Origin of the sequence: Nostoc sp. EspVER01 (genome assembly GCF_034530635.1) — a bacterium.
Taxonomy (GTDB): Bacteria; Cyanobacteriota; Cyanobacteriia; order Cyanobacteriales; family Nostocaceae; genus Nostoc.
On sequence record NZ_JAVRCS010000001.1, the window covers coordinates 1 to 24,038 of the forward strand.

The following is a 24,038-nucleotide window of genomic DNA, read 5'->3' on the forward strand; positions in this document are numbered from 1 at the left end:
TAGTTATTTACGGACTGATTACCGTGATTTGCTAATCAACGAATCGCACTCTTCTCCCAGACGTTTTTTGGTAACTTCTAGACACTGCTCATACCAGGGTGCTGCTTTGTCATACAATCCCTGACCATCATAAAATCGAGCGTTACCGGTGAATGCCCCAATTAAATCTTTATCGCTGATGTATTGGATGAGATTGTTTGCTACTTCTGCTAGATGAGGTATGGCAGGGGTGACATAGGTGATTTGCTGAAGCGTTGGGGCTTCAGGAATTTCTTTGGCAACAGCTGCTATTACCCGGCAAAGCGATCGTTTTAATTCTTCCACTTGATTGAACTCAGCTTGCTTGAGTTGAAAAAATTCCCGAATCAGTTGATGTAGTTGGTAGCTGTCCTCACCTTGAAGCAGATGCAAATCTTCTAACTCAACTCTACTACCTTCCAATTGTTCAATATTTTTCCTAGCTTCGACACTTTCTACCAGACTCCAGGGAATCGGAGCTAAAGCAAATAAACTCAGTAAAACACCTAACTCCTTGGCATCATTACTTAATTCTTCCCAACTTAACTCAAAAGCAGCAGCAACACCCCGTTTGACATTCAGCGTCCAAGTGCGGTCTTTTTCATCCCTTGCTAACGACTCATGAGCTAACTTTTTTTCTTCTAATCGCCGCAACATTTCTGCTAAAGAGATTTTCCGCTTTTTCACATACCTCCCCACCAAGTTCAACGCCAAAGGCAAATAACCTAAACGTTGACAAATCTCTTTGGCATCTTCTAATTCCTGTGCGACTTTTTCTCTTCCTACCCACTCTTGTAAAAGTTCTAGTGCTGCGGACTCACTTAAAACATCTAGAGTGAATGACTGAGGAAAATCTAACTGTAACCTGGTGGTAATTAGTACTTTAAATCTGGGGGATTGTGGTGGTAAATAGTCTTCAACCTTGGCATAATCGTTGACATCATCCAGCACTACCAACACATCACCAGCGTGCCAGCGTGACCAACAAAAATCAACTTGCTGTGGTAAATCCCAATCTTCTGGTGGTTTTAGTCCTAACTTAGCTATGGCAAACTGCAATATCTGAAGCCCAATATCTTCATCTCTAGCGCGTAACCAACAGATACCACCAGGGTAAGTGTTGAGTAGCAGGTGAATCAGTGCATACTGAGTTGCTAACTCTGTTTTTCCGACTCCTCCCATACCCTCAATAGCAGCAATCACCACTTGAGAACTGTGTTGTAGCCTTTCGTGCAGACTCACTAAAGTCTCAGCACGTCCGACAAACTTGACTATGCTACCACGAGGAATATTTTGAGGAATTTCCTTTGGTTTGAAAACGTCTGGCTGTTGAATAATAACCAGTAAATTCAGGATTTGGGTAATATCGCCTGTAGTCAGATTGCCGCCTACTTGAACATTTCGGAGAATGCTCTGTAAAATTTCTTCTGGGCTGTGATTTTTGCTCATGATTTTAGGCTTTCATGTCCACATTACCAAGCTCAAGATCGCCACCAAATTCAGAATCAACCACCGCTTCTTGATTCACTGAACCGTCTCTTGTGGCTGACAAATTTATATTGCCGACTTTAGCCTTGCCTTTTACCAGAATTCCTTTTATAACTATTTGATTAATCTGCGTTTGTGCCTCATTGGCTACAGCTTCGACAGCTTGAGCAATTTCAGGATCTTTTTTCGCCGCTTCCTCTACCTGTTGCCCAATAAGATAAGCTTGACCATAATCTAAAGGTTGTGTTTTAGCCTGTTCAATAACCTTTGCCGTGCTAGGTTCCTTGCGTTTCAACAGAACTAACAACTTTTCGCCTTCGCTCCAAGCCTTTTCGCCGATGATTTCCCCAGTTTTTTCAAAGGCTTTGATGATTACCAAAGTTGCGATCGCAGCTGCTGTCAGTGATACTGGCTCCATAACTTTGCCAAAGTATACGAGGTTTTACTTATGGTTCTCAGTTTAACAGCCTCCAAACACCTAACGAAGAGCAAATAACAGAATAAACTATAAAACAAATTAAAGGGACGACTCCAACAGATGAAATCGTCCCTTGAAACTTATAAAAGTGAAATATTCTCTATCTGCTTACTCTTGCAGGTTCAACCCACTCATCCCAAGAGCTATCGTAGCCATCATAAGTAATTTTATAAAGATCGTTACTAACTTCTAAAACCTGCCCTGGATACCATTTACCCTTCCACAAAATTCTCACTGCATCTCCAGCTTGAAATGATGCCCGAAAGCGTGCAGTGCCAACCCATTCATTCCAGGAACTATCATAACCATCGTAGGTAATATAGCATTTCTCATCATTAACCTTAAGTACCGTTGCTGAATACCATTTTTCCTTCCAAAGAACCTCAGCCTTTTGTCCTACAGAACAGGGTGAAGCAGCAAAAGCACTGGGAATTAATGTTCCTACCCAAGTTGCCATGAATATAGCGCCAAACAATACTTTGTTTTTCATGATTATTTCTATCCTCAAACAGTAAAACCAAATTTTGATAATGATTTCTGGAAATCTACTTCAAAATTTGCAACTAACTGTTACTATTTTTGTGGGATTTGTTTAGCGATCGCCTCAGCAAAAATTAGGAATTTTCACGGCTATTTGTGAAGATATCGCGTTTTAAATTAGCAGTAGTTATTGACTTTACTTAGAGGCTGTTTGAAAAGTGGTTGGCTGTGATTTTAGGCACTAACTGATCCCCCCTAACCCCCCTTAAAAAGGGGGGAATCGGAATAAAAGTCCCCCTTTTTAAGGGGGATTTAGGGGGATCTAGAACATTTTGTTACCGAGAAGAAAACTTTTCAAACATCCTCTTAGGGATTTCCAAGAACTAAATTATCCATTTTGTGGGATAGGAATCTTGCCCGTCCTAATATTGGGGACGGGCAAGATTCCTATCCCACAAGAAAAGTTAGGATATTTTTTTATTTGGAAGTCCCTTACTTTAAGTTCTTAGATCCCTAACTTCTTCAAGAAGTCAGGGATCTATTAGTGTTCATACTGAAACTAGACTTTATATAGCCGTAGTCACACAGGTTAGGACATTTTGAAAGCATGAAAGCTAGAAATAGTAATACTTTTACCTCCTGCCTCACTTCTCGTGTCGGAGACGCTGGGAGGGGTATGGCTACGCTCAGTGACCACCTGCCTCCTGCTATAGTTGATTCATTTTTGTAAGTTTCTGGCTCTAAATCTAATTTCATAAAGTCCAAGCAAACCTGCTGCTACTAGCAAAGGTAAGAAATAGTAGACTCCCCGATAAGCTAACATTGAACCCAAAACTGCCGCCGCCGAAACTTTTGAGGAGAGAATCAGCAAAATTATAGTTTCAAATACTCCCAAACCACCGGGAACATTACTAACCACACCTGCAAACATCGCTAGTAAATAAATGCCCAAAAAGTCTAGATATGACAAAGATATATTGCTAGGAAGTAAAGCATAAAGAACTGCTGCCGCAAGAATCCAGTCAAAACTAGAAATTGCTATTTGAGCCAGAGATATTGTAAAAGAAGGAAATCTAAATTCATGTCCACGAATTATTAATGGTTGTCTAATAAAAATACTTCCTAGTAAATAAGCGGCAACTAATAGCAGAAAAATTACGCCGATGGGACGTACAGTAGCAAAAGGTAAATGTAATTGAGTGGGAATCTTCAGGGGGTTGATGATAAATAAGAAACCTGCAACAGCAAACATCCCTAACCAAAAGGTGAAATTGGCGAAAGCAATTACTTGAGCGATCGCAACTGCTGACACTCCCCAACTAGCATAAAATCGATAACGGATAGCACTACCAGTCAGTAAGGCAAAACCGATGGTATTACTAAATGCAGAGCTAATAAAGTTAGTGAAAGCTATCTTATTCCAGCTTAAAGAACGATTAATGTAGTTAAAACCTAAGATATCGTACCCAATCATCACTACATAGCCCAAAGCTGTCAGCCAAATTGCCCAACTTACGCGACTTTTGGGAATAGCAGCTAGAGAGTTGAGGATATCACGATAATTATACTCACGTAATTCGTTAGCGATCGCCCACAGGGAAAGCAGCAGCAGCAAAAAGCCAAACAAAGAACTGAAATTGAGTCGCAGCTTTTTAAGCATCATTAAGAAACTCATCCTAACTCTTGACTTTTAATTTACAACCAGTCGTAAAGTTTCCATCTTGTTGACACAGGGTTGACATACCGTTTGCATAAGCTTTTGAAGGCAAGCAACAACTAACTACCCCATGCTCAATGCCTTTCAAAAATGAACTACAAACAATCTAAAATTCTCTTGCTATTTTCAGTATTAACCCTAGTTGGCTGTAATTTTTCCCAAGGTGTCGTCGCAAAATCACCACAACAGCAGGATTTACAAACAACGCCTTCCGTGCTTACAACTCAGCGCAATACTAACAACTCAGCAACTCTCCTAACCTACAAAATTGAAACCTACGATAGTCAAGCAATGGGTGCAAGTCGCACTTATGGCGTTTCTTTACCTCCTGGCTATGAGCAAAACCCAAAACAAAGGTATCCTGTAATCTTTCTCCTCCACGGTGGACATGGTAATCCCAGTGATTGGTTTGTTCAGAATAAGGGACAAGCTCTCAAGACTGTAGAACAGCTTTATACTACAGGTAAGTTGCCACCCAGCATCATCATTACACCAGATGGCAACGACAAACGTGGCTCTAGTCCCTACCGAGATCCCGAATATATCGATGGCCCTAACGGTAAAGTGTCTACAGCGGTAGGCGATGAGTTAGTAAAAGTTGTGCAAAGCCGTTATCGTACAATAAATAATCCAAATTTTTGGGCGATAGGTGGTTTATCTTCTGGTGGTTGGGGAGCAATCAATGTGGGATTACACAACCTAGATCGTTTCTCGATTTTATTTAGTCATAGTGGTTATTTTAATGATAAAAGTGGCCCAGCGAATAGCCCAATATTTTATATCAAAACCATTCCTATACAAGCTCAAAAAAGGTTGAAAATTTATCTGGATTCTGGTACATCAGACATTGATGAAATCAGAGAAGCAGAGCGATTTAGCAAAGTATTAAATCAACTGAAAATTTATAATTCATTTCGTGAGTTTCCTGGCAGTCACACTTGGCAATACTGGCGGAAACATTTAGCAAATTCATTGACATTTGTCGGCGAACAATTTCGAGCTTCTGAAACAGCAAATATGGCTGATAAAAATTTAAGTATTAATCATAAAAAAATGCTCAAAATAATTGACAATCCATAGTACATATCTAAGTCTAGTAATAAAAAGTTTGTAGTAAGCACTTTATTGCTTATAAAATCAAGAACTAAAGTCTTTACTACGAACTTGTTTACACATGAATTTAAACTTGATAGACTATTAGTAGAAATAATACTATTTTTCCGAGCAATTGATACTTAAAATCCAAGGTGAAAAACTATACTGCCATTTTTCAAAAGATTCATTATAGTAAATTCTAATGGAGGTGATTTTTTATTTAAAAAAATATAAATAATATGAAGATTTATAAATTTTTAATTGGCTTAGTAGGAGCGATCGCACTCTTCACTGGCGCAGGTTATTATTATGTATTCATCTTAGGTGCGCCACAACTAGACCCACCTAAAAAAGCGGCAAATACTGGGCTAAAGTTTCAATTAGCAACCTTCAACTCCCAAGCGATGGGTGCAGTTCGTAACTACGGCGTGATTTTGCCCCCTAGTTATAATAACAATCCACAAAAGCGCTACCCTGTGATATTCTTACTACACGGTGGTCATGATGATGCTCGTGCTTATGCTAATAAATATGCACTCTTAGACGTATTGCATGAACTTTATCAAAGTGGAAAATTACCGCCATCGATTGTGATTACACCTGATGGTAATGATAATCGCGGTTCTAGTCCTTTATACGACCCCGATTACTTTGATGGCCCGAATGGCAAAGTGGGAACTTTGATTGGTTCAGAATTAGTACAAATTGTCAAGTCGCGCTACCGCACTTTGGAAGAACCCCAATTTTGGGCGCTAGGAGGTTTATCTTCTGGAGGATGGGGTGCATTTAATATCGGATTACGCTATCTCAACAACTTTCAGATTTTGTTTAGCCATAGCGGTTACTTTACTGATGACAGCGGTTCACAAAATAGTCCTCAACAAATTGTGCAACAGCTACCAGTTACAGACAGAAAGCGATTGCATGTTTACCTAGATGCGGGTGTGAACGATACTAATTTGCTAGCTTCTACCAAAGCCTTCAACGAAACCTTAAATAAATTAGGCATTGCTCACGTATTTTATGCATTTCCTGGAGGTCATGGTTTGTCTGGTGCTAATGTAGGTTGGAACTACTTTCACAAACATCTTAAAGATTCACTCTCCTATGTAGGGGAACAGTTTAAAAAGTTAGGAGTTAGGAGTTAAGAGTTAAAAATTAAAAACTCCTAACTCCTAACTCCTCACTCCTAACTACTAACGAAAAATGACTAAGAATTTAAAAACTCGGATTGGACTTTGGAGTGCAGTTTTCCTAACAGGTTTAGTCGGAGTAGTAAATTTATTATCAGCAGTGACACCTAACCTCTATGGGCGGACTCACTGGTTAAAGGAATTTTTACCATTTGAAATTCGTGCCAGTGGTCATATATTTGCAGCATTGACTGGATTTATTTTATTAACACTTGCTACTAATTTATTACGCCGGAAAAGAATAGCCTGGTTACTGACCATTGCTTTACTAGTAATTTCCATTTGCAGCCACTTGCTGAAGGGACTGGACTATGAAGAAAGTCTACTCTCTGGAGTTTTACTAGTGCAATTAATCTTGATGCGCCATTCTTTCACGGCGCAATCAGACCGTCCTTCCATTGCACGGGGAGTCAGAGTGCTGATAGGCGCTTTATTATTTACCCTGGCATACGGAACGATTGGATTTTACTTGTTAGACGGCAAATTTTCAGAAAATTTTAACTGGCGCGAAGCGATAGTTCAGACTTTGGCGATGTTCTTCACCGAAGATAATTGGGGACTGCAACCAAAGAGCCGATTTGGAGAATTTTTTGCTAATTCTATCTATATTATTGCCGCAGGTACTATTACTTATGCAATAGTAATGCTCTTGCAACCTGTGTTTTGGCGCAATCTAACAACTATAAATGAGCAACGCAGAGTTAAAGAAATTGTCGAGCAATATGGATGTTCTTCTTTAGCAGCGCTCACACTCTTAAATGATAAAAGTTATTATTTCAGTCCTTCGGGTAATAGTGTAATTGCTTATGTTCCCAAAGGACGGGGCGCGATCGCATTAGGAGATCCCATTGGCCCCATTGAAGACCGCAAAGAGACAATTATTGCTTTCTGGCAGTTTTGTCAGCGTAATGACTGGTATCCTGGCTTTTACCAAACTATGCCCGATGATGTAGAGCTTTACAAGTCATTGGGGTTTAAGGTACTCAAGATTGGAGAGGAAGCGATCGTTGACTTAAAAAGTTTTACCTTACAAGGTAAAGCCGGTAAAAACTTTAGACCATCAATCAGTCGTTTAACTAAGTTAGGATACCAAATCGACTTTTACCAACCACCCATCGCCAATGATTTATTGCACCGACTCAAACCTGTGAGTGATGAATGGTTGAAAATGGTACAAGGTTCAGAAAAACAATTTTCTTTGGGTTGGTTTGACGAAGCTTACCTGCGAGAGTGCGAGATTGCTGTGGTGCATAATCCTGAAGGTGAGATTAGCGCCTTTGCCAACATTATTCGAGAGTACCAACTTAACGAAGCGACTATTGACATGATGCGACATCGTGCTTCCATTGAAAATGGCACAATGGACTTTCTATTTATTTCCCTGCTCCAGCATTTTAAAGAGAATGGCTACGACAGCTTTAATTTCGGTCTTTCTGCGCTAGCGGGAGTTGGAGATAACCCCGAATCGCGCCGCTTGGAGAAAGTATTGCACTATCTTTACGAGCATTTGAATCGCTTCTACAACTTCAAGGGATTGCACGCCTACAAAGACAAGTTCCGTCCCCGTTGGGAACCGCGTTACTTGGTTTACCCCAGTTTAGCTGCCTTACCAGATGTAGTTGTAGCATTGATTCGTGCAGATTCAGGCGATCGCCTTTTTGATTATTTCAAACCCGGAGCCTAAATGTGCGAAAAAATAATGTGCTGGTTCCTTGCTGTTCCCCTGAATTGGATATTTCAGGCGGTTAGGAACAGATATATCAATCGATGCCTACAGTGGGCTATGCCTACACAACTGGGCATTTATATGATACAATTGTACTATAAGTTATAAATATCGGATAAGTATACAACGCAAAATATAACTTTGCCTAAGTTCGTAGCCAAACTTTGCGTTCCTACCCTACAGGAAGATGAAACGCATAAGCGTTTAAACTTAAACCCTCAATTATCCACGAATTTACAAAACTGTGTACAAAGTTTCGTAATAAAATTCTTGTCTACTTTACCCTTCAAATTTACACATTTGTAACAAATTCTTTGGTCAAAGTAATAGACTTCAGTCACAGTAGTTTGAAAAGATTCTTGACCTTTATCTGGAAGGTGGCAATATGGCAAAAAATCAAATTTGTCTAGTAGAGTTAATCCAAATTTTTGCACAATACCGTAACAATATTATCGTCAATATCAAGCACTTACAAGAACATTATCAAAGAACAGGTGTTAAGCGTATTAGAGGTGTTAGAAACGAAAATGGAGAACTGTTGCAACCTTGGTTAACAACAGAATATATAGATAATGCTGAGTACGTTGACATGGGCGAGTTTAAGTTTAGCCGCAACACTGCTACTATCAATATGCTTGTCAAACGTAGAGTTAAACTTGCCAAATTTGAAGACCAAACTCCTACTATTGAAATAGCAGGCTTGTTAATAAATGACCTCAACACCTTTAATAATTACACGATTGTAAGTGACGGCAAAATCAATGTAAAGTCATTACAAGTCAAAATTAGCAGTAAGAAAGCCTTTGACTTACTCAAACAAAAAGGCATACTGGACGCAGAAGAATTTGACTTTCGGGCAGAATATACAATTCAGTTAGATAACTTGCCACTTGTAGCTGCTAATAGTCGTTACAACAGTATTGATGGACTATTCAATGAACTAGCAGAAATTAAAATACTAATTAGTATTATTTGCGCTCACTTGAGAAAGGAATCAGATGTATTTATAGAGGCACAGTTAGATGAGTTTAAAAAGCACTATCTGTCTAAGAATACTTACATCAACTTTCCGACAACCAATGAATATACTGACATCAGCGAAGCTTTAGCTAATGGTACTCTTGAATCAAAGTTGAGTTATAAAATCGATATTGGCAGTCAAGATATACTGAACCTAAGTAAGTTACCTTCTGCTAACAAGTTTCTCAATAGAATGTATCGTTTTTATGACCAAGAAACTGGAGAAATTATCATAAAACCAAGTTTTGAGATGGCATTTCATGAGAATATTGCTGTTAGGCATAGGTTACTTTCATCACGCACCAAGATTACAAAAGTTGACGAATTGATGAAACCAATTTTTGATGATTTTCTTGGGATTGAGCAAAATGGTATTGTTGGAGGTATTCTTCAGAAAGTTGGTGCTGATAGTTTAGCGCAGTTATTGCAGGATAAACATACTGGTAAGCAGATAAATAAAGAAGAAATGGTTGCAGCTTTAACAGTGGCAAATAAAAAGTTAGAACAATATGCAGAAAATATCTACCAATATAAAATATCTCCCTTGGTATTTTATATTGGTTCTACTGGACTATTGCCATATCAAATGGAAGCCAAAGCCATGACTGCTGATGAAGCTGTTGCTAAATACCCAAATTTGCAATTTTCTAAAGATGAGCAAGAAGGTAGTTTTTTTGCAGTTGGTGATAGTATTATCACCATTTATACCAAGACTGAATATTACAGCAAAAATATGGCTAACCTAAATCATTTGTGATGCAAAAAATCCCCGACTTCTTTGAGAATTCGGGGATCTATGGCTTATAATTATCACAAATAAAATAGGATTACTATATAAATAATCTATTTTTGCTTAAAAAGCTGCTGACTCTTCTCCAAGCAATGACTGTATAACTAAATCAGCAAAGCTAGCCAGTCCTATCCCAAATTCTGGAATTATGAATATAAGCATCATTGCAAAAAGTCCAAATTGGGTATATTGCAGTGGCTTTAGCTTAGGAAAAATTTCACTAAAAACATGAAATCCATCAAGTGGTGGAATTGGCAAAAGATTAAACAAAAATAATGTCAAATTAATCCGAGCTGCTAAGTAAAAAAAATCTTCACTTAAAAATTCTGAAAGACTTGGATTAGAAAGAAATTTCAGCACCATAATAAATAGAACACCTAAAGCCAGATTTGATAATGGCCCAGCTGCCGATACCAAAATATTGCCTAGCTTACCAGAGCGAAACTTAGATGGGTTGACAGGCATTTGTCCCCAAGCTATACCCATAAGACAGAGAAAGATAATTGATTCTTTGCCCATGTGAACTACAGGATTCAGCGTCAGATGACCAGTCTGCTGTGGAGTGTTATCTCCCTGACTCATCGCAGCCCAGCCGTGAGCAAGTTCATGCAAAGTGATGGAAAATATGACAATGGCAACGATTCTAAAAAAATGAATCGGCTCTGTGATGAGTGTTTCAATAAACATATATTCTGGCTCATGGTATGTTTGAAGCTGAAATCCGCGCTTTTGGAAGACACGCATGAAAAAGTTACCCAATTTCAAAACTACAAGCTTTGAAAATCGAGGTCGTAAATAAATTAGGTAAGTTACTTTTATACGGCTTCCAAGACTGGTTAAAAAATCTCTGGAGACACTGGTTGTTGAAAATGAAGGGAATCAGGTAGTTGAAATCAGCATAGGCGTAACCTTTAGTAAACATCACAAAGCAAGGTATCTGCTTAAAATCAGTTTTTCTTGCCACGATGATATAAGTTCTCATCTATACCGACTGCAATATATCGGAAAGCTGGCTAAGACAGCGCTTGTATCATAAATTACTATATTTCACTAGTGTAGTAATAAACCCGTTATATAAATGTTATTAAAATAACTACGTAAAAGCCTATAGTAATTATTCGTATATTTGGTAAAGAAGATTTAATCATTTTTATGCTCATAAATTGCTTTTATGAATTTAAATAGTCTTTTTTAGCATTTAATGGCATTTATATCATAGTTAAAAACACGTAATGCATATTAAATTTCTAGTATATAAAGCTATCGTATTATTAATCACTTATTAAATATTTCAGCTTCATTAACCAATCTTTGTTCATAACTGACCAGAGAGTAATTCTTAGTCATTTATTGCTTAGTGATATTTAATACCATTGCAATAAATATTATTTACTAAATAATTTAAAAATTAATACAGTCATTAGACAGGATATTAACGGCTTCTTGGTATTATTTTGATGCACTAACGCAATCATAATGAACAACAATGGATGAAGATCAGCGCCGTTCTTATTGGCGTGCTAATACTGCTTTAATTCGTAATCTTTTAATTGTCTGGGCATTGGTTTCCCTAGTTTTCAGTATTTTGTTGGTTCAACCTTTGAATGCAATACGGTTTTTTGGCGTACCCTTTGGCTTTTGGATGGCGCAACAAGGATCAATCCTAGTATTTGTGGCTTTGATTTTTATTTATGCCTTTCAAATGGACAAGCTAGACGCCAAATACAATATCAAGAAGTGAGGAAAAAGCGTGTCAGTTGAAATTTGGACTATTGTATTAGTTGGACTTTCCTTTGTCGTCTACATTTATATTGGTTGGCAATCACGAGTCGAAAATAGTAAAGACTTCTTTATAGCAGGTCAAGGAATACCCTCAATTGCTAATGGTGCAGCCACCGCCGCCGACTGGATGTCCGCAGCCTCATTTATTTCAATGGCGGGGCTAATTTCTTTTTTGGGTTACGACGGTTCTATTTATTTAATGGGGTGGACGGGAGGCTATGTACTACTGGCATTATTGCTAGCTCCCTACTTACGGAAATTTGGTAAGTATACAGTGCCAGATTTCGTAGGCGATCGCTACTACTCTAATATCGCCCGTTTGGTGGCAGTAGTTGCAGCTATTTTCGTCTCTCTCACCTATGTTGCTGGACAAATGCGGGGTGTGGGGATTGTTTTTAGCCGCTTCCTCCAAGTAGATATCAATACAGGTGTGATCATCGGTATGGTGATCGTGGGCTTTTTCTCTGTGTTAGGGGGGATGAAAGGCATTACCTGGACACAAGTAGCACAATACTGTGTGTTGATTTTTGCTTACCTGATTCCAGCGATCGCGATCGCCTGGTTTCTCACTGGTAATCCTATTCCCCAACTAGCATTTACCTTCAGTAATATTGGAGAAAAACTCAATCAAATTCAGGTTGACCTGGGGTTTAAGCAGTATACTGAGCCATTTGTGAACAAGTCGATGCTAGATGTGCTGTTCACTACCATTGCTTTGATGGTAGGCACGGCTGGCTTACCCCATATCATAGTTCGGTTTTACACAGTACCAAGCGTGCGTGCAGCTCGCTTTTCTGCTGGTTGGGCATTGCTATTTATTGCCATTCTTTATACAACCGCTCCAGCCTTGTCGATGTTTGCCCGCTACAACCTGATCGATTCCCTGCACAATCATACGGTTGCAGAAGTGCAGCAGCTAGACTGGGCGACCAAGTGGGAAAAAACTAAACTGTTGGCTTTTGATGACATAAATAAGGATGGGCGTTTCCAGTTAACTCCAAATAAGGAGACTAATGAAATAAAGATCGACCCAGATATCATCGTGCTTTCCACCCCAGAGGTAGCTAAACTGCCTGCGTGGGTGATTGGCTTGGTAGCGGCTGGCGGTTTGGCTGCTGCTTTGTCTACAGCATCAGGTTTATTGCTGGTAATTTCCAGTTCCATCGCCCACGATATCTACTACCGGATCATAGATTCATCAGCCTCAGAACAAAAACGGGTGTTTGTCGGGCGGATCATGGTAGGTTTTTCCCTCGTTCTCGCCGGCTATTTTGGGGTGAATCCGCCAGGATTTGTGAGTCAGGTGGTGGCTTTTGCCTTTGGTTTAGCCGCCGCTAGTTTCTTTCCGGTGATTTTCTTGGGAATTTTCGACAAGCGCACCAATTCAGAAGGTGCGATCGCCGGTATGTTGACGGGTTTAATTTTTACGATTATCTACATTGTCGGCGTCAAGTTTGGCGGTATGCAACCTTGGTTTTTTGGGGTTTCTCCAGAAGGAATTGGTACTTTGGGGATGCTAATCAACTTTGCTGTCACCCTAGTAGTTTCGCGCCTAACACCACCTCCTCCAGCAGAAATTCAAGCGATGGTAGAAAACCTGCGCACCCCATTGATTGAAGAATAGAGCATTGGGCATGGGACATGGGGCATGGGGCATTGGGCATGGACAAGAGACAACGTAGACAAGGGAGAGACTTGTTCAATAATTCCCCCTTGTCTCCCCTGCTCCCCTGCTCCTCAATCCCACTACTGCCCAAGTTCTTTGATGTTATTCATCACTTGTTGGTATAAATCGTTGTTACCTTGACTTTGAAAAATGTTTGCTGCTTGTTGTAAGTCCTTGAGCGCCCCCTGTTTGTCTCCATTGCTGGCGCGGGCATTTCCTCGGTTATTGTAGGCAGGAGCAAAGTTAGGATTTAGGCGAATGGCTTGATTGTAATCTGCGATCGCACCCTTGAAATCTCCATTGGCAGCACGGGCATTTCCTCGGTTATTATAGGCGATCGCATATTTGGGGTTAAGGAGAATCGCTTGATCGAGATCGTCTATTGCCCCTTTTTTGTCTCCATTGCTGGCGCGGGCATTTCCTCGGTTATTATAAGCTTCGGCATAGTTGGGATTCAGGCGAATTGCTTCACTGTAATCTTTAACTGCTTCTCTGTTGTTTCCCAGTGAGGCGCGGGCATTTCCTAAGTTATTGTGGGCTTCGGCGTCGTTAGGGTTGATGCGGAGTGCTTGATTGTAATCTGCGATCGCTTTTTCCTTGTCTCCCAAATCAAAGTAGGCTAGTCCCCGCGCGTTGTAGGCAGCGCCATATTGAGAATTTTGACTAATTGCCTTACCGTAAGAAGCGATCGCAGCTTGCAAGTCGCCGTTTAAATGCTGATTCTTTCCCTGAAGATAAAATTCCCCACCTCTGGATGTTGTAGCTGAACGACGGCTAGGTTGACTAACTCCTATTTCTGTCACCAATACATTGTCATTCTTACTACAAGAAACACTGCTAATTGCAGTCAATGTAGTAAAAATAGCTATGGTAAATAAAGTATTTACCCTGGTTCGCTTTTGCCCAAATAAACGCCGTCTCATAAGTTAATATCAACTGCCATAACACCAGAACGGAATTAGTACCAAAATCTAGATTTTAATTTTTTAACTCACTAACTATTCTAACTTCTGATAGGCCTTTAAATTTTATAGATTTATCAGAGAATAAAGGAGGAAATATTTATTAAATTTCAATACTTATTCTTCACAATAACTCTACCAATTCTGAAATTTGTAGCAACATGAACAATTTACTCATCCTCTGTTTCACTCTCTTGAGTTTTGGAAGTTAGTCGCCAAGAGGTGGTTTTGTCAATATCTACAGATAGTTGTTCCAGATTTTCCCCTAAATCCTTTTGGAGCTTCTGAGTTAGTGTGATTGGAAAATCTAAATTGATATCTTGAGTTTGTGCTAGTCTGGCTAATTCTGTAAATGCAGCTTTGATTGTAGTCCGTTCATAACTAGTCAGCTTATAATTAGAAGTTTCAGATACATTCTGAGCTTGCATAGCTTTTTTCATACGTTCTTGCAAATGCTCAAATTCTGAATTCAACGACTTCCATTGCTGTTCAAGTTCCGAGTATCTAGTACTTAGTGATATTAAGTCTTCCGTTGCAGGTTCGGGGTTGGCTTGGGCTTGTAAGCCTAACAAGTTTAGGTGAATTTGAGCAAGATAAATGCAGTCTAGGTAAGCATACTCTATCTGTTCTTCAGTCAAAGGGCGTTTTCCCCAATCGCTTGTTTGTTCTTGTTTATCGATATTATTAAAGCTACAAAGTGCTGTCGCTATTGTCTTGAGTTGGTAGTTGGGTAATGGTAAAAGATAGTAGGGAATTTTTTTGGCTATTTCCAAAGTGCAAGTAATATTTTTGGCTTTCTTGCTACCGAGAAATTTTAGATCGTAACTCGCGTTGTGAAAAACTTTTTCAATGGCAGAATTTATCATAATTTTATCAATAAATTCAGCTATAATATTAGACTGATCTAAGACATCTAAAAGATAGACGCGATCGCCGCTCATATCTTGAGGATTATCTAATACCTGAATCAGCGATAATCGGGGATTACGACTTTTATAGTCAGCGACTTCTGTATCTATCCACAGTGTTTTAGCATTTGTATATTCAGCAACAATGGCACGAATTTCGCTAGCTGAAGTAAGGTAGGGCATTGGCTAATATTTCCTAATATTTAAGGCATTGTAAGTAAGCCATAGTTTTATAAAGTAACATTTTGTTGGTAAGAATGCTTATACAGGATTGCAAAAAGGCTGAAGTTTGGAATTCGTTATAGACATCGCCAAATTGACTCAAATCTGATAACATCGAGTCACTACTGTGGAGTGGCGTAGTCTACCATCAAAACAGCTACTCAGCATCTACCTTAAAGTCATAGAGAGCCACAGACTGGGTGTAAAAGCATCCTGGTTAGCAGCCGTCAGAAAAATTGAATTGGCATTTCTCAAAACTAGGCGCAAAATCTTAGCTTCAAGAAATCGTCCAAATTTCAATTTTCAGCAACCTGAGCTATTGCTTAAGCACTTTTGCTACTTCACTTTTAATTGTTTTTTTAAATTTGCCCCTCACCATCACACACACCTCAATTAACTGCTTCAAGTACTCAATTCGGAGATAGATAATGAAAAAGCTAATTCTATTAGTAGTTAGTAGCATTTTGGTAGTTGGTACTTTTGGCTGCCAAGAGGCTCCTAAAACTGGTTCAGAAACTCCTAGTACAACTAATGAAGCTGCTCAAGCACCAGCAAAACCAGCTTCAGAGACAAATCAAACTGCCAAAGTTCCAGAAACACAAGCTACTCCTTTAGCAGCTAATACAGGTACGAAAGTTAAAACCGATGCTGAAAAAACGGCAGCAACAAAAGCTAAGAGCGATTTAAAAACTGAAGTTAGCGCAAAGTTGAATAAAGGCTTACCAGGCAACAAGTTACAAGTTGAAAACAAAGAGGGTGAAATTATCCTCAAAGGTACAGCCGCTTCTGTTGAAGAACTCAAGAAAGCTGAAATCTTGGCTAAAGAAGTTCAAGGTGTAAAGATAGTGAAGGTAGAAGCAAAAGTTGATACTGTTAAAAAGCCATAAAAGAATAACTGAAGCTTTGAGTTAATATCTTTGTCTCGTTCCCAGTCTCCGACTGGGAATGCCATCCTAGAGGCTCTGCTTCCCTTGCTGGCGCCAGAGCCGCTTTTGAATTGTATTTCCAGCCCAGAGGCTGGAAACGAGATTTGAAAAGGCTTTCACGTTAAGTTGACACCAATGAGCATTGCTGTGTCCCTACCGCGTGGTTTATTTACCTGAAAATAGCTGTAAGGTACAAAAACCCCACCCCAATCCTCTAAGAGATGTTTGAAATTCTATATTTTCATCTTTCAACTTCCATTATTTGAACCTCGATAAATTCGCTCCATCTGCTCTGGAGAAAGTCGTCTCATTGGAAACCACTCAAATGGAGAAACAGACTGTTTCTCATAAGGTTGAACATCATCCTGCGGGTTTTGAGGGGAACGCACTACTACATTGGTATTTAGAACCTGACCCCTGAATGACTCATCGATTTCCGAATCTGCAAGCTGAGTTTGGGGCAAAACATAAGCGTGTTTCTGGGGATCGTATGCGAAAACTTCTCCTGTTTCAATGTGATAAATCCAAGCATAAATGCTGAGTTCCCCCTGATAAAGCTTAGAGTGAATCACTGGATATGTCCGCAAATTCTCAATTTGAGTAAGAACATTTTCGGCAATCATAATTTCTAGCAATTCTTCTTCATCGTAGTGACTGTAATGGTCTATAACTAGCCTTCGAGTTGCCTCTGCATATTTAAGCCAATCATGTACGAGCGGCATTTCATCGCTGAGATTATGTAACTTCATTAATCCTTTCATGGCACCGCAATGAGAGTGACCACAAATAATAATTTGGCGAATATCTAAAGCTTGAACAGCATATTCAATTGTCGCGCCTTCACCGCCATTACTTGCCCCATACGGTGGAATAATGTTACCTGCATTGCGAATGACAAACAATTCACCAACTTGGGCTTGTGTAATTAGATTTGGATCGAGACGCGAATCAGAACAGGTAATAAATAATACTCTGGGCTTTTGACCATGTGAAAGTTGCTCAAACAATTTTTGATGTGTCGAAAAATAGCTAGATTTAAATTCGCGCAAACCTTTAACTAATTTTTTCATTACTAAGTTCTACAAATATTTTGGGGTTAAGAACCAAATCACAGACAGCAAATTGAGGTAGTAAAAAGAACTTTCTTTCTAGGTTTTTTCAATTGTCAAGATTACTATATTATAAATTCATTTGGTGCTTTTAATATCCTCTACCATTTGGTTGAGTTATTTTTTTTCCTTACTCCCCTCTGTTCCTTAGCAGGTCACATTACGGTATGAGAATGCCTTGAGCCTATTTCAAATTAGTTATATCTTGAGATAAATTTTTGAATTACGAGTAATTAGGCGGACATGATATTATCTGCTCTGAGAAAATTTTGATGGCCAGTTTGCGACATCAAAATTTTTGCCGTACACTGAGCGATCGCCTGCGGTAAGCCTTTTGGGTGAAGCTTGCAGACTCACTGCAACGCGTCTACTATAATTTCCAATTCTTCCCCTTACCCTCTTGCGAATTCTTAATTAGTTGATACACTTGTTCTTCATTAGCCCAGGGAACCAGCGCCTATGGTGCACATCAAGCGCGTGGAACTTACGAACTTCAAATCCTTCGGTGGCACTACTTCTGTCCCTTTGCTACCGGGGTGTACTGTCATATCTGGGCCAAATGGTTCGGGTAAATCGAATATTTTAGATGCGCTGCTATTTTGCCTGGGACTCTCCAGTTCTAAGGGAATGCGAGCCGATCGCCTACCAGATTTGGTAAACAACACCCAAACGTCTAAAGGACGCGCTTCTATTGAAGCTAGTGTCACTGTGACGTTTGATTTGTCAGATGAAATCTCACATAAAGACACAAAAGCGCAAAGGGAGGAAGTAGAGGAGGAAGGGGAGGCAGGGGAGGCGGAGGAAGAACCAAAATCCAAAATCCAAAATCCAAAATTGGGTGAGTGGAGTGTTACTAGAAGGCTGCGAGTCACTCACCAAGGGACTTACACCTCGAATTACTATATCAATGGTGAAGCTTGCACGCTGACACAGTTGCATGAAGAACTAAGTAACCTACGGGTTTATCCTGAAGGCTATAACGTCGTGCTGCAAGGGGATGTCACCAGCATTATCTCGATGAATGGGCGGGAACGACGGGAAATTATTGATGAATTAGCTGGGGTGGCGGCGTTCGATCGCAAAATTGTCCAAGCCAAATCAACTTTAGATGAAGTAAAGGAAAAGGAAGATAGCTGTCGGATTATTGAGACTGAATTAACTGCACAGCGCGATCGCCTTTCTCAAGATCGTGCTAAAGCTGAGAAATATCAAAAACTCCGCACAGAATTTCTGGCTAAACAATCCTGGGAAGCTGTTTTATCATGGCGATCCTTGCAAACACAACAAGAAAAGTTAGTTCACGAAATTCAAACAGGCGATCGCAATTTTACCGAACTCACTACCCAACTCAAAAACCTAAATTCCCAAATCGTTCAAAAAACTGCGGAACTCGAACAACTCAATGCCCACGTCAAAGCATTGGGAGAAGAGGAACTTTTGGCGGTACAATCTACCCTCGCCACCCAAGAAGCAGAACGTAAACAACTCCAGCGTCAGCTAACGGAATTACAAACAGCTTCCCAAGAAACCGCCAAACGTCTAACTCAGACTCAGCAAGAGATTCAAAAACATCGTCATTCCCTAGAAGAAATTGCCGAAACACACATTGTAGAGACACGATTCATCGCGTCTTCCCAACACCAAAGGAATGAAGCCCACCAAGCCTTAGAAACCTCCCGCGAAGCCGCCGCCGAAATCGCCTCGGCTTCGGAAGCGTGGGTGCAGCAACAAACAGCATTCAACCGTCAAATTGAAGCTTTACTGCACACCCTAGAACCGCAACGCACCGAACAAGCACAACTCAGGGAACGCAATAATCAGTTACAGCAGCTTATCCAAGAGCAAACCCAGTTAATTGAACGCGACGAACCCTTGTTAACAGAAAAACAAACTCAGTGTAGTGGAGTTGAAACGGAATTTAACGCCTCTAGCGAACCCATCCAAAATTTAGCTCAAAATCTCTCAGCCACAGAACAAGAACTGCAAATTCAACAGGAAACTCAAAAACGGTTACTGTCTGAACAACGCGAAAAACAACGCCAGTTGGATAAAATCGAGGCGCAAGCCCAAGCACAGCAAGAAGTCCAAGGAACCCAAGCGAGTAAAGTCATTTTACAATCGGGCATACCTGGACTTTGTGGCTTAGTTGTGCAGTTAGGAAAAGTGGAACCCCGCCATCAACTAGCCTTGGAAATGGCTGCTGGGGGGCGCTTGGGACATATTGTGGTGGAAGATGACAGCATCGCCGCAGCGGGTATTGAACTTCTCAAACAGAAACGTGCAGGGAGGGCGACTTTTTTACCGCTGAATAAAATTCACGCTCCCAAATTTACTCAAGATGCAACGCTACGTTTCGCTAGCGGCTTCGTTAATTATGCTGTGAACTTAGTCGATTGCGATCGCCGTTACAAAGATGTATTTAGCTATGTTTTCGGCAACACTGTCGTATTTTCCAGCTTGGAGGCGGCGCGGAAAAATTTAGGACTGTATCGCATCGTCACCTTAGACGGGGAACTCTTAGAAACTAGCGGTGCAATGACTGGTGGTAGTAACAGCAATCGTTCAGCATTACGTTTTGGCAATGCTGAAGCGGGAGAATCTGATGAAGCGATCGCTTTAAAAACTCGCCTAGTGGATATTGAGCGGGTTTTAGAGCGTTGTACTGAAGCGATCGCTACTTTGTCAACCAGAAGCAAAAAACTCACCCAAGAACTCACAGAAGCGCGTCAGGCGCGGCGCGAACAGCAGTTGCAATTGGAGCAGTTGCAGAAAGACATTAAGAGTTTAACAGCGCAATTAGAGGGGACGCGATCGCAACTCGCCCAAAACAGCGAAAAGTTAGCCACTGCTCAATCTCGATTAGAAATTTTAGAGCGGGAATTACCTGGACAAGAAAATGAATTGCAACAATTGCGACACGCCTTAGCCGAGTTAGAAGCATCCCAAACCCCCAGTGAATGGCAACAAATCCAGGCAACCATTAAAATCCAAGAGCAACAATTGCAACAACGGGAGACAGCATTACGAGAAGCCGAACAAAGATTAAAAAATTTAGAAAATCAGCAACAACGTTTGCAAGAAAAAATCCAAGAAGCAGAAACGCGAATCACCGAATACGAAACCCAACAAATCTCTTGTAGAGACGTGATTCATCGCGTCTCCACACAAATCACAACGATAGACGACCAAATCAGCCAAACCCGTTTATCGTTGAGTCAAATGGAGCAAAATTTGGGCGAAGAGAAACAAAAACGCGACGCTACAGAACTAGAAGTGCGATCGCACCTTTTACGTCAACAACAATTGGAATGGGAAATCCAAAAACTCCAAGAAACCCAAGAGAAACGGCGCGAGGAACTAATTGCACTGCAAACTCAATTGCGGGATGTGGGAGCAGAATTACCAAATCCCTTGCCAGAAGTTCCAGATCAGGTAGATTTAGAAGAATTGCAGAAAGAATTGCGATCGCTTACCAAACGCTTACAGGCAATGGAACCTGTAAATATGCTGGCGTTGGAAGAATACGAACGCACTCAAAACCGTCTCCAAGAACTCACGCAAAAATTAGAGACACTAGAAGGGGAACGCACCGAACTACTTTTACGGATTGAAAACTTTACCACATTGCGGCAACTTGCCTTTAAAGAAGCTTTCGATGCTGTCAACGAAAACTTTCAATCAATTTTTGCTATTCTTTCCGACGGCGACGGCTTCTTGCAACTAGAAAATCCTGAAGATCCCTTTAGCAGTGGATTGAATTTAGTCGCGCACCCCAAAGGCAAACCCGTACAGCGCCTAGCTTCCATGTCTGGGGGAGAAAAATCACTCACAGCCTTGAGCTTTATCTTTGCCCTGCAACGCTACCGTCCATCGCCATTTTACGCCTTTGACGAAGTAGATATGTTCCTAGATGGAGCAAACGTAGAGCGATTAGCTAGAATGATTAAACAACAGTCACAACAAGCGCAATTTATAGTTGTTAGTTTGCGTCGTCCGATGATAGAATCAGCCGAACGCACAATTGGCGTTACTCAAGCACGAGGAGCTTACACTCAAGTTTTGGGGATTAAGTTACAATCATCCAATACATCTGCTTGAGTTTTTGTTAATAATAGTGTATAGATAAACCACGTAATGTGTGACTTTCTCTCAAACCTAACCCCGAACCCCTTGCCTACCAGGGAAAGAGAGCAAAAATCAAAGCCTCTCGTTCACTGGGATAGAGGAATGGAAGTGGGGTTGCAAGAAGAAGTTGCACGTCGCGTTAAACCGGATTCGAGATCAGGACTCGGTATAGAATGACCTCCGAACAGATAATTAGGCGTTCCGACATATTAAATACCCAGGTGATTACCCGCGACAACGGCAAGCGGCTAGGCATTATCAGTCAAGTCTGGGTTGATATCGATCAAAGAGAGGTTGTGGCTCTTGGTTTGCGAGACAGCCTGATCTCCATTTCGGGCATACCGCGCTATATGTACCTCAACAACATCAGCCAGATTGGTGATGTCATCCTGGTTGATAACGAAGATGTCATTGAAGATATCGAAGTTGAATCTCTCAGTAATTTGATTAACTGGGAAGTAATTACAGAAACAGGTGAAGTCTTAGGCAAAGTTCGGGGCTTCAAGTTCAACGGCGAAACCGGGAAGCTTGAATCTATAGTCATTGCTTCTTTAGGATTGCCCCAAATTCCCGATCAATTTCTGAGTACTTACGAGTTCTCAGTAGATGAAATTGTCAGCACTGGCCCCAATCGGTTGATTGTGTTTGAGGGAGCCGAAGAACGAGTCAACCAGTTAACAGTTGGTTTACTAGAGCGCCTGGGTATCGGCAAAGCACCGTGGGAGCGAGATATAGAAGAAGAATACGGTGGCTATGCTCCACCGCGCCAAGTTGCACCAGGTAATCAACTACCGAGTGGAGTGCCATTACAGCCACCCAGGCAAAAAGTTCGCGCCCCCGAACCCGTAGCGCGGGAAGAAGAATGGAATGAAGACTATGTAGAAGAGGAAAGGCCACAGCGTCAGGTAATGAAGGCGCGGCAGTATGAATCTATTCAATACGAAGAAGACGAGGAAGAAGATAACTGGAGCGAGGCAACAGGCAACGACAGGTATCAACAACCGCAGCCGCTAAAGTATGAAGCCCAACCCTATAGCAAGCCATACGTTGACGAATACGATGATTATGACGACGTAGACGGCGATGCTTGGGAAGATGCACCGAAGCCTGTGAATATTCCTAAGAAAGTTAAGGAAAGACAGCCAGAATACGAAGAAGAAGGCGGATATTAATTCGTAATTCGTAATGACGCTCTCTACGAGACGCTGCGCGTAGCTTGCTTCCCTGTAAGGGTACGTGGACTCGCTACCACTGCGCTAACGTAATTCGTAATTCAATTGGAAAATTAGGAAGTATTTTAAGATTAATTCAGCCTTTTCCTTACTTAACAAGGAGAGGGCTAATTTTTTAGATGTTTCTGATTTTAGCTAGGTTCGAGCCAGTTTTCTACTTTTAAATTAGGAACACGGGATAAATTCACGCATATTGGCGGTAACGAGAGTTAGATCAAGGGTTAAAGAATGGGCAGCAATTAATAAGTCGTTAGCTCCAATCGGTTTACCTTGTTGTTCTAAATAAGTGCGGATTTCTCCATAATATTGCTCTACAGGATGAGTTAGGGGTAGTATTTCAATACTATCCAAAATTATTTCAAGTTTTTCTATGAGCTTTTGGGAGTTCTTATTTTTAGCTCCAAATTTTGATTCACAAGCTACTATAATACTTGTACAAATTTTGTCTTCTCCGACATCTTGAATTTTTGAAAATACCACTCCTCTGGGGTTTTTAATTAGTTCGGAAATGATGTTTGTATCTAACAAGTATAAATAGCTCATTTTGAAAACTCAATATCATCTAATGGTAATAATCCTTCGTCCACATCGGCAAAGTCTTCGTCCAGTGGTTCAAGGGTGGAAAGGGTTTCCAGGAGGGATTTTTTCTTGATGGGGGAAATGATGGCGAAGGGGATACCGTTTTGGGTAATAGTGAGGGGTTCGCCTGTTTTTTGGGCTTGATTGAGTAGGGTTTGGATGATTTCGGGGAGATCGGAAAGGGTGATTTGTGTCATGGTGGGTTCTGGGGTTAGGGATGGGGACTTGACGCACATCTATTTTACTTGTGACGGCGTTAGTGATGAGGGCGGTGCGATATTCAAAACAAGATTAAATCCAGGATTCCACACCCAGAACTGTCACACCGCAATTAAATGGATCTATCTAGTACTCTGTCCTATTAATTTTGAGGGGCTGCTAGATCCCCGACTTCTTAAAGAAGTCGGGGATCTGAACACCACTAACCTCTCAAAACTTTTGGGAGGTTAGAGAGACGCGATAAATCGCCGTCTCTACAAGGAATTTATCCGTCAATTAGTTCTTGACAGCCTACTAGTACTT

General features: G+C 40.7%; 19 protein-coding genes. 9 read left to right on the forward strand and 10 right to left on the reverse strand.

What is annotated here, in order from left to right; all coding sequences use genetic code 11:
* Positions 1-18: 18 nt before the first annotated feature.
* The 4 genes from RMX69_RS00005 to RMX69_RS00020 all read right to left on the reverse strand — a co-directional run bounded on the left by RMX69_RS00005 (position 19) and on the right by RMX69_RS00020 (position 4,124).
* Entirely contained in the window at positions 19-1,467 is a 1,449-nt protein-coding gene (locus RMX69_RS00005) for an NB-ARC domain-containing protein (RefSeq protein ID WP_322636049.1), read from the reverse strand.
* Between the two features lie 4 nt (positions 1,468-1,471).
* Entirely contained in the window at positions 1,472-1,924 is a 453-nt protein-coding gene (locus RMX69_RS00010; protein WP_322636050.1) for a hypothetical protein, read from the reverse strand.
* A 160-nt stretch (positions 1,925-2,084) separates the two neighbouring features.
* Positions 2,085-2,474 carry an agenet domain-containing protein gene (locus RMX69_RS00015; RefSeq protein WP_322636051.1) on the reverse strand — a complete coding sequence of 130 codons (390 nt, stop codon included), beginning with the start codon at positions 2,472-2,474 and terminating at the stop codon, positions 2,085-2,087.
* 708 nt (positions 2,475-3,182) lie between these two features.
* Complete coding sequence (locus RMX69_RS00020; protein ID WP_322636340.1) at positions 3,183-4,124, reverse strand: lysylphosphatidylglycerol synthase domain-containing protein; 942 nt, start codon at positions 4,122-4,124, stop codon at positions 3,183-3,185.
* Between the two features lie 147 nt (positions 4,125-4,271).
* Here RMX69_RS00020 and RMX69_RS00025 point away from each other — a divergent pair, with 147 nt between their 5' ends.
* The 4 genes from RMX69_RS00025 (at position 4,272) to RMX69_RS00040 (ending at position 9,972) form a co-directional block, all read left to right on the forward strand.
* Positions 4,272-5,261: an alpha/beta hydrolase gene (locus RMX69_RS00025; RefSeq protein ID WP_322636052.1), complete on the forward strand. Its 990-nt coding sequence runs from the start codon at positions 4,272-4,274 to the stop codon at positions 5,259-5,261.
* 254 nt (positions 5,262-5,515) lie between these two features.
* A complete protein-coding gene (locus RMX69_RS00030) occupies positions 5,516-6,424 on the forward strand; it encodes an alpha/beta hydrolase (protein ID WP_322636053.1) in 909 nt (302 codons plus the stop codon).
* 58 nt (positions 6,425-6,482) lie between these two features.
* Positions 6,483-8,153, forward strand: coding sequence for a phosphatidylglycerol lysyltransferase domain-containing protein (locus RMX69_RS00035; protein WP_322636054.1), 1,671 nt, complete (start codon positions 6,483-6,485; stop codon positions 8,151-8,153).
* 427 nt (positions 8,154-8,580) lie between these two features.
* The gene (locus tag RMX69_RS00040; RefSeq protein WP_322636055.1) at positions 8,581-9,972 is read left to right on the forward strand and encodes a hypothetical protein; all 1,392 of its coding nucleotides are present in this window, start codon (positions 8,581-8,583) and stop codon (positions 9,970-9,972) included.
* Positions 9,973-10,068: 96 nt separating this feature from the next.
* Here RMX69_RS00040 and RMX69_RS00045 read toward each other — a convergent pair whose 3' ends face one another.
* Entirely contained in the window at positions 10,069-10,692 is a 624-nt protein-coding gene (locus tag RMX69_RS00045; RefSeq protein ID WP_322636341.1) for a site-2 protease family protein, read from the reverse strand.
* Between the two features lie 799 nt (positions 10,693-11,491).
* Here RMX69_RS00045 and RMX69_RS00050 point away from each other — a divergent pair.
* Both RMX69_RS00050 and RMX69_RS00055 read left to right on the forward strand, forming a co-directional pair.
* On the forward strand, positions 11,492-11,746 hold the full coding sequence (locus RMX69_RS00050; protein ID WP_289794861.1) for a DUF4212 domain-containing protein: 255 nt from the start codon (positions 11,492-11,494) through the stop codon (positions 11,744-11,746).
* Between the two features lie 9 nt (positions 11,747-11,755).
* Positions 11,756-13,411, forward strand: coding sequence for a sodium:solute symporter family protein (locus tag RMX69_RS00055; protein WP_322636056.1), 1,656 nt, complete (start codon positions 11,756-11,758; stop codon positions 13,409-13,411).
* A 122-nt stretch (positions 13,412-13,533) separates the two neighbouring features.
* Here RMX69_RS00055 and RMX69_RS00060 read toward each other — a convergent pair whose 3' ends face one another.
* Positions 13,534-14,376, reverse strand: a complete 843-nt coding sequence (locus tag RMX69_RS00060) for a tetratricopeptide repeat protein (RefSeq protein WP_289794859.1) — start codon at positions 14,374-14,376, stop codon at positions 13,534-13,536.
* Positions 14,377-14,585: 209 nt separating this feature from the next.
* A complete protein-coding gene (locus RMX69_RS00065; RefSeq protein ID WP_289794858.1) occupies positions 14,586-15,506 on the reverse strand; it encodes a ribonuclease D in 921 nt (306 codons plus the stop codon).
* A gap of 467 nt (positions 15,507-15,973) precedes the next feature.
* On the opposite strand from RMX69_RS00065, the gene RMX69_RS00070 reads away from it, so the two are divergent.
* Positions 15,974-16,432: a BON domain-containing protein gene (locus RMX69_RS00070; protein WP_322636057.1), complete on the forward strand. Its 459-nt coding sequence runs from the start codon at positions 15,974-15,976 to the stop codon at positions 16,430-16,432.
* A 287-nt stretch (positions 16,433-16,719) separates the two neighbouring features.
* Here RMX69_RS00070 and RMX69_RS00075 read toward each other — a convergent pair whose 3' ends face one another.
* On the reverse strand, positions 16,720-17,541 hold the full coding sequence (locus tag RMX69_RS00075) for a carbonic anhydrase (RefSeq protein WP_322636058.1): 822 nt from the start codon (positions 17,539-17,541) through the stop codon (positions 16,720-16,722).
* Between the two features lie 498 nt (positions 17,542-18,039).
* Here RMX69_RS00075 and smc point away from each other — a divergent pair, with 498 nt between their 5' ends.
* Positions 18,040-21,678, forward strand: coding sequence for a chromosome segregation protein SMC (gene smc / locus RMX69_RS00080; RefSeq protein WP_322636059.1), 3,639 nt, complete (start codon positions 18,040-18,042; stop codon positions 21,676-21,678).
* Between the two features lie 200 nt (positions 21,679-21,878).
* Positions 21,879-22,877 (forward strand): PRC-barrel domain-containing protein, encoded by a 999-nt coding sequence (locus RMX69_RS00085; RefSeq protein WP_322636060.1) that lies wholly within the window; start codon positions 21,879-21,881, stop codon positions 22,875-22,877.
* Between the two features lie 225 nt (positions 22,878-23,102).
* Here the strand turns inward: RMX69_RS00085 and RMX69_RS00090 are convergent, their stop codons facing one another.
* Positions 23,103-23,480 carry a type II toxin-antitoxin system VapC family toxin gene (locus RMX69_RS00090; protein WP_322636061.1) on the reverse strand — a complete coding sequence of 126 codons (378 nt, stop codon included), beginning with the start codon at positions 23,478-23,480 and terminating at the stop codon, positions 23,103-23,105.
* Positions 23,477-23,713, reverse strand: a complete 237-nt coding sequence (locus tag RMX69_RS00095; RefSeq protein ID WP_289794852.1) for a type II toxin-antitoxin system Phd/YefM family antitoxin — start codon at positions 23,711-23,713, stop codon at positions 23,477-23,479. Before RMX69_RS00095 ends, RMX69_RS00090 begins: the two co-directional genes overlap by 4 nt.
* Positions 23,714-24,038 lie beyond the last annotated feature (325 nt).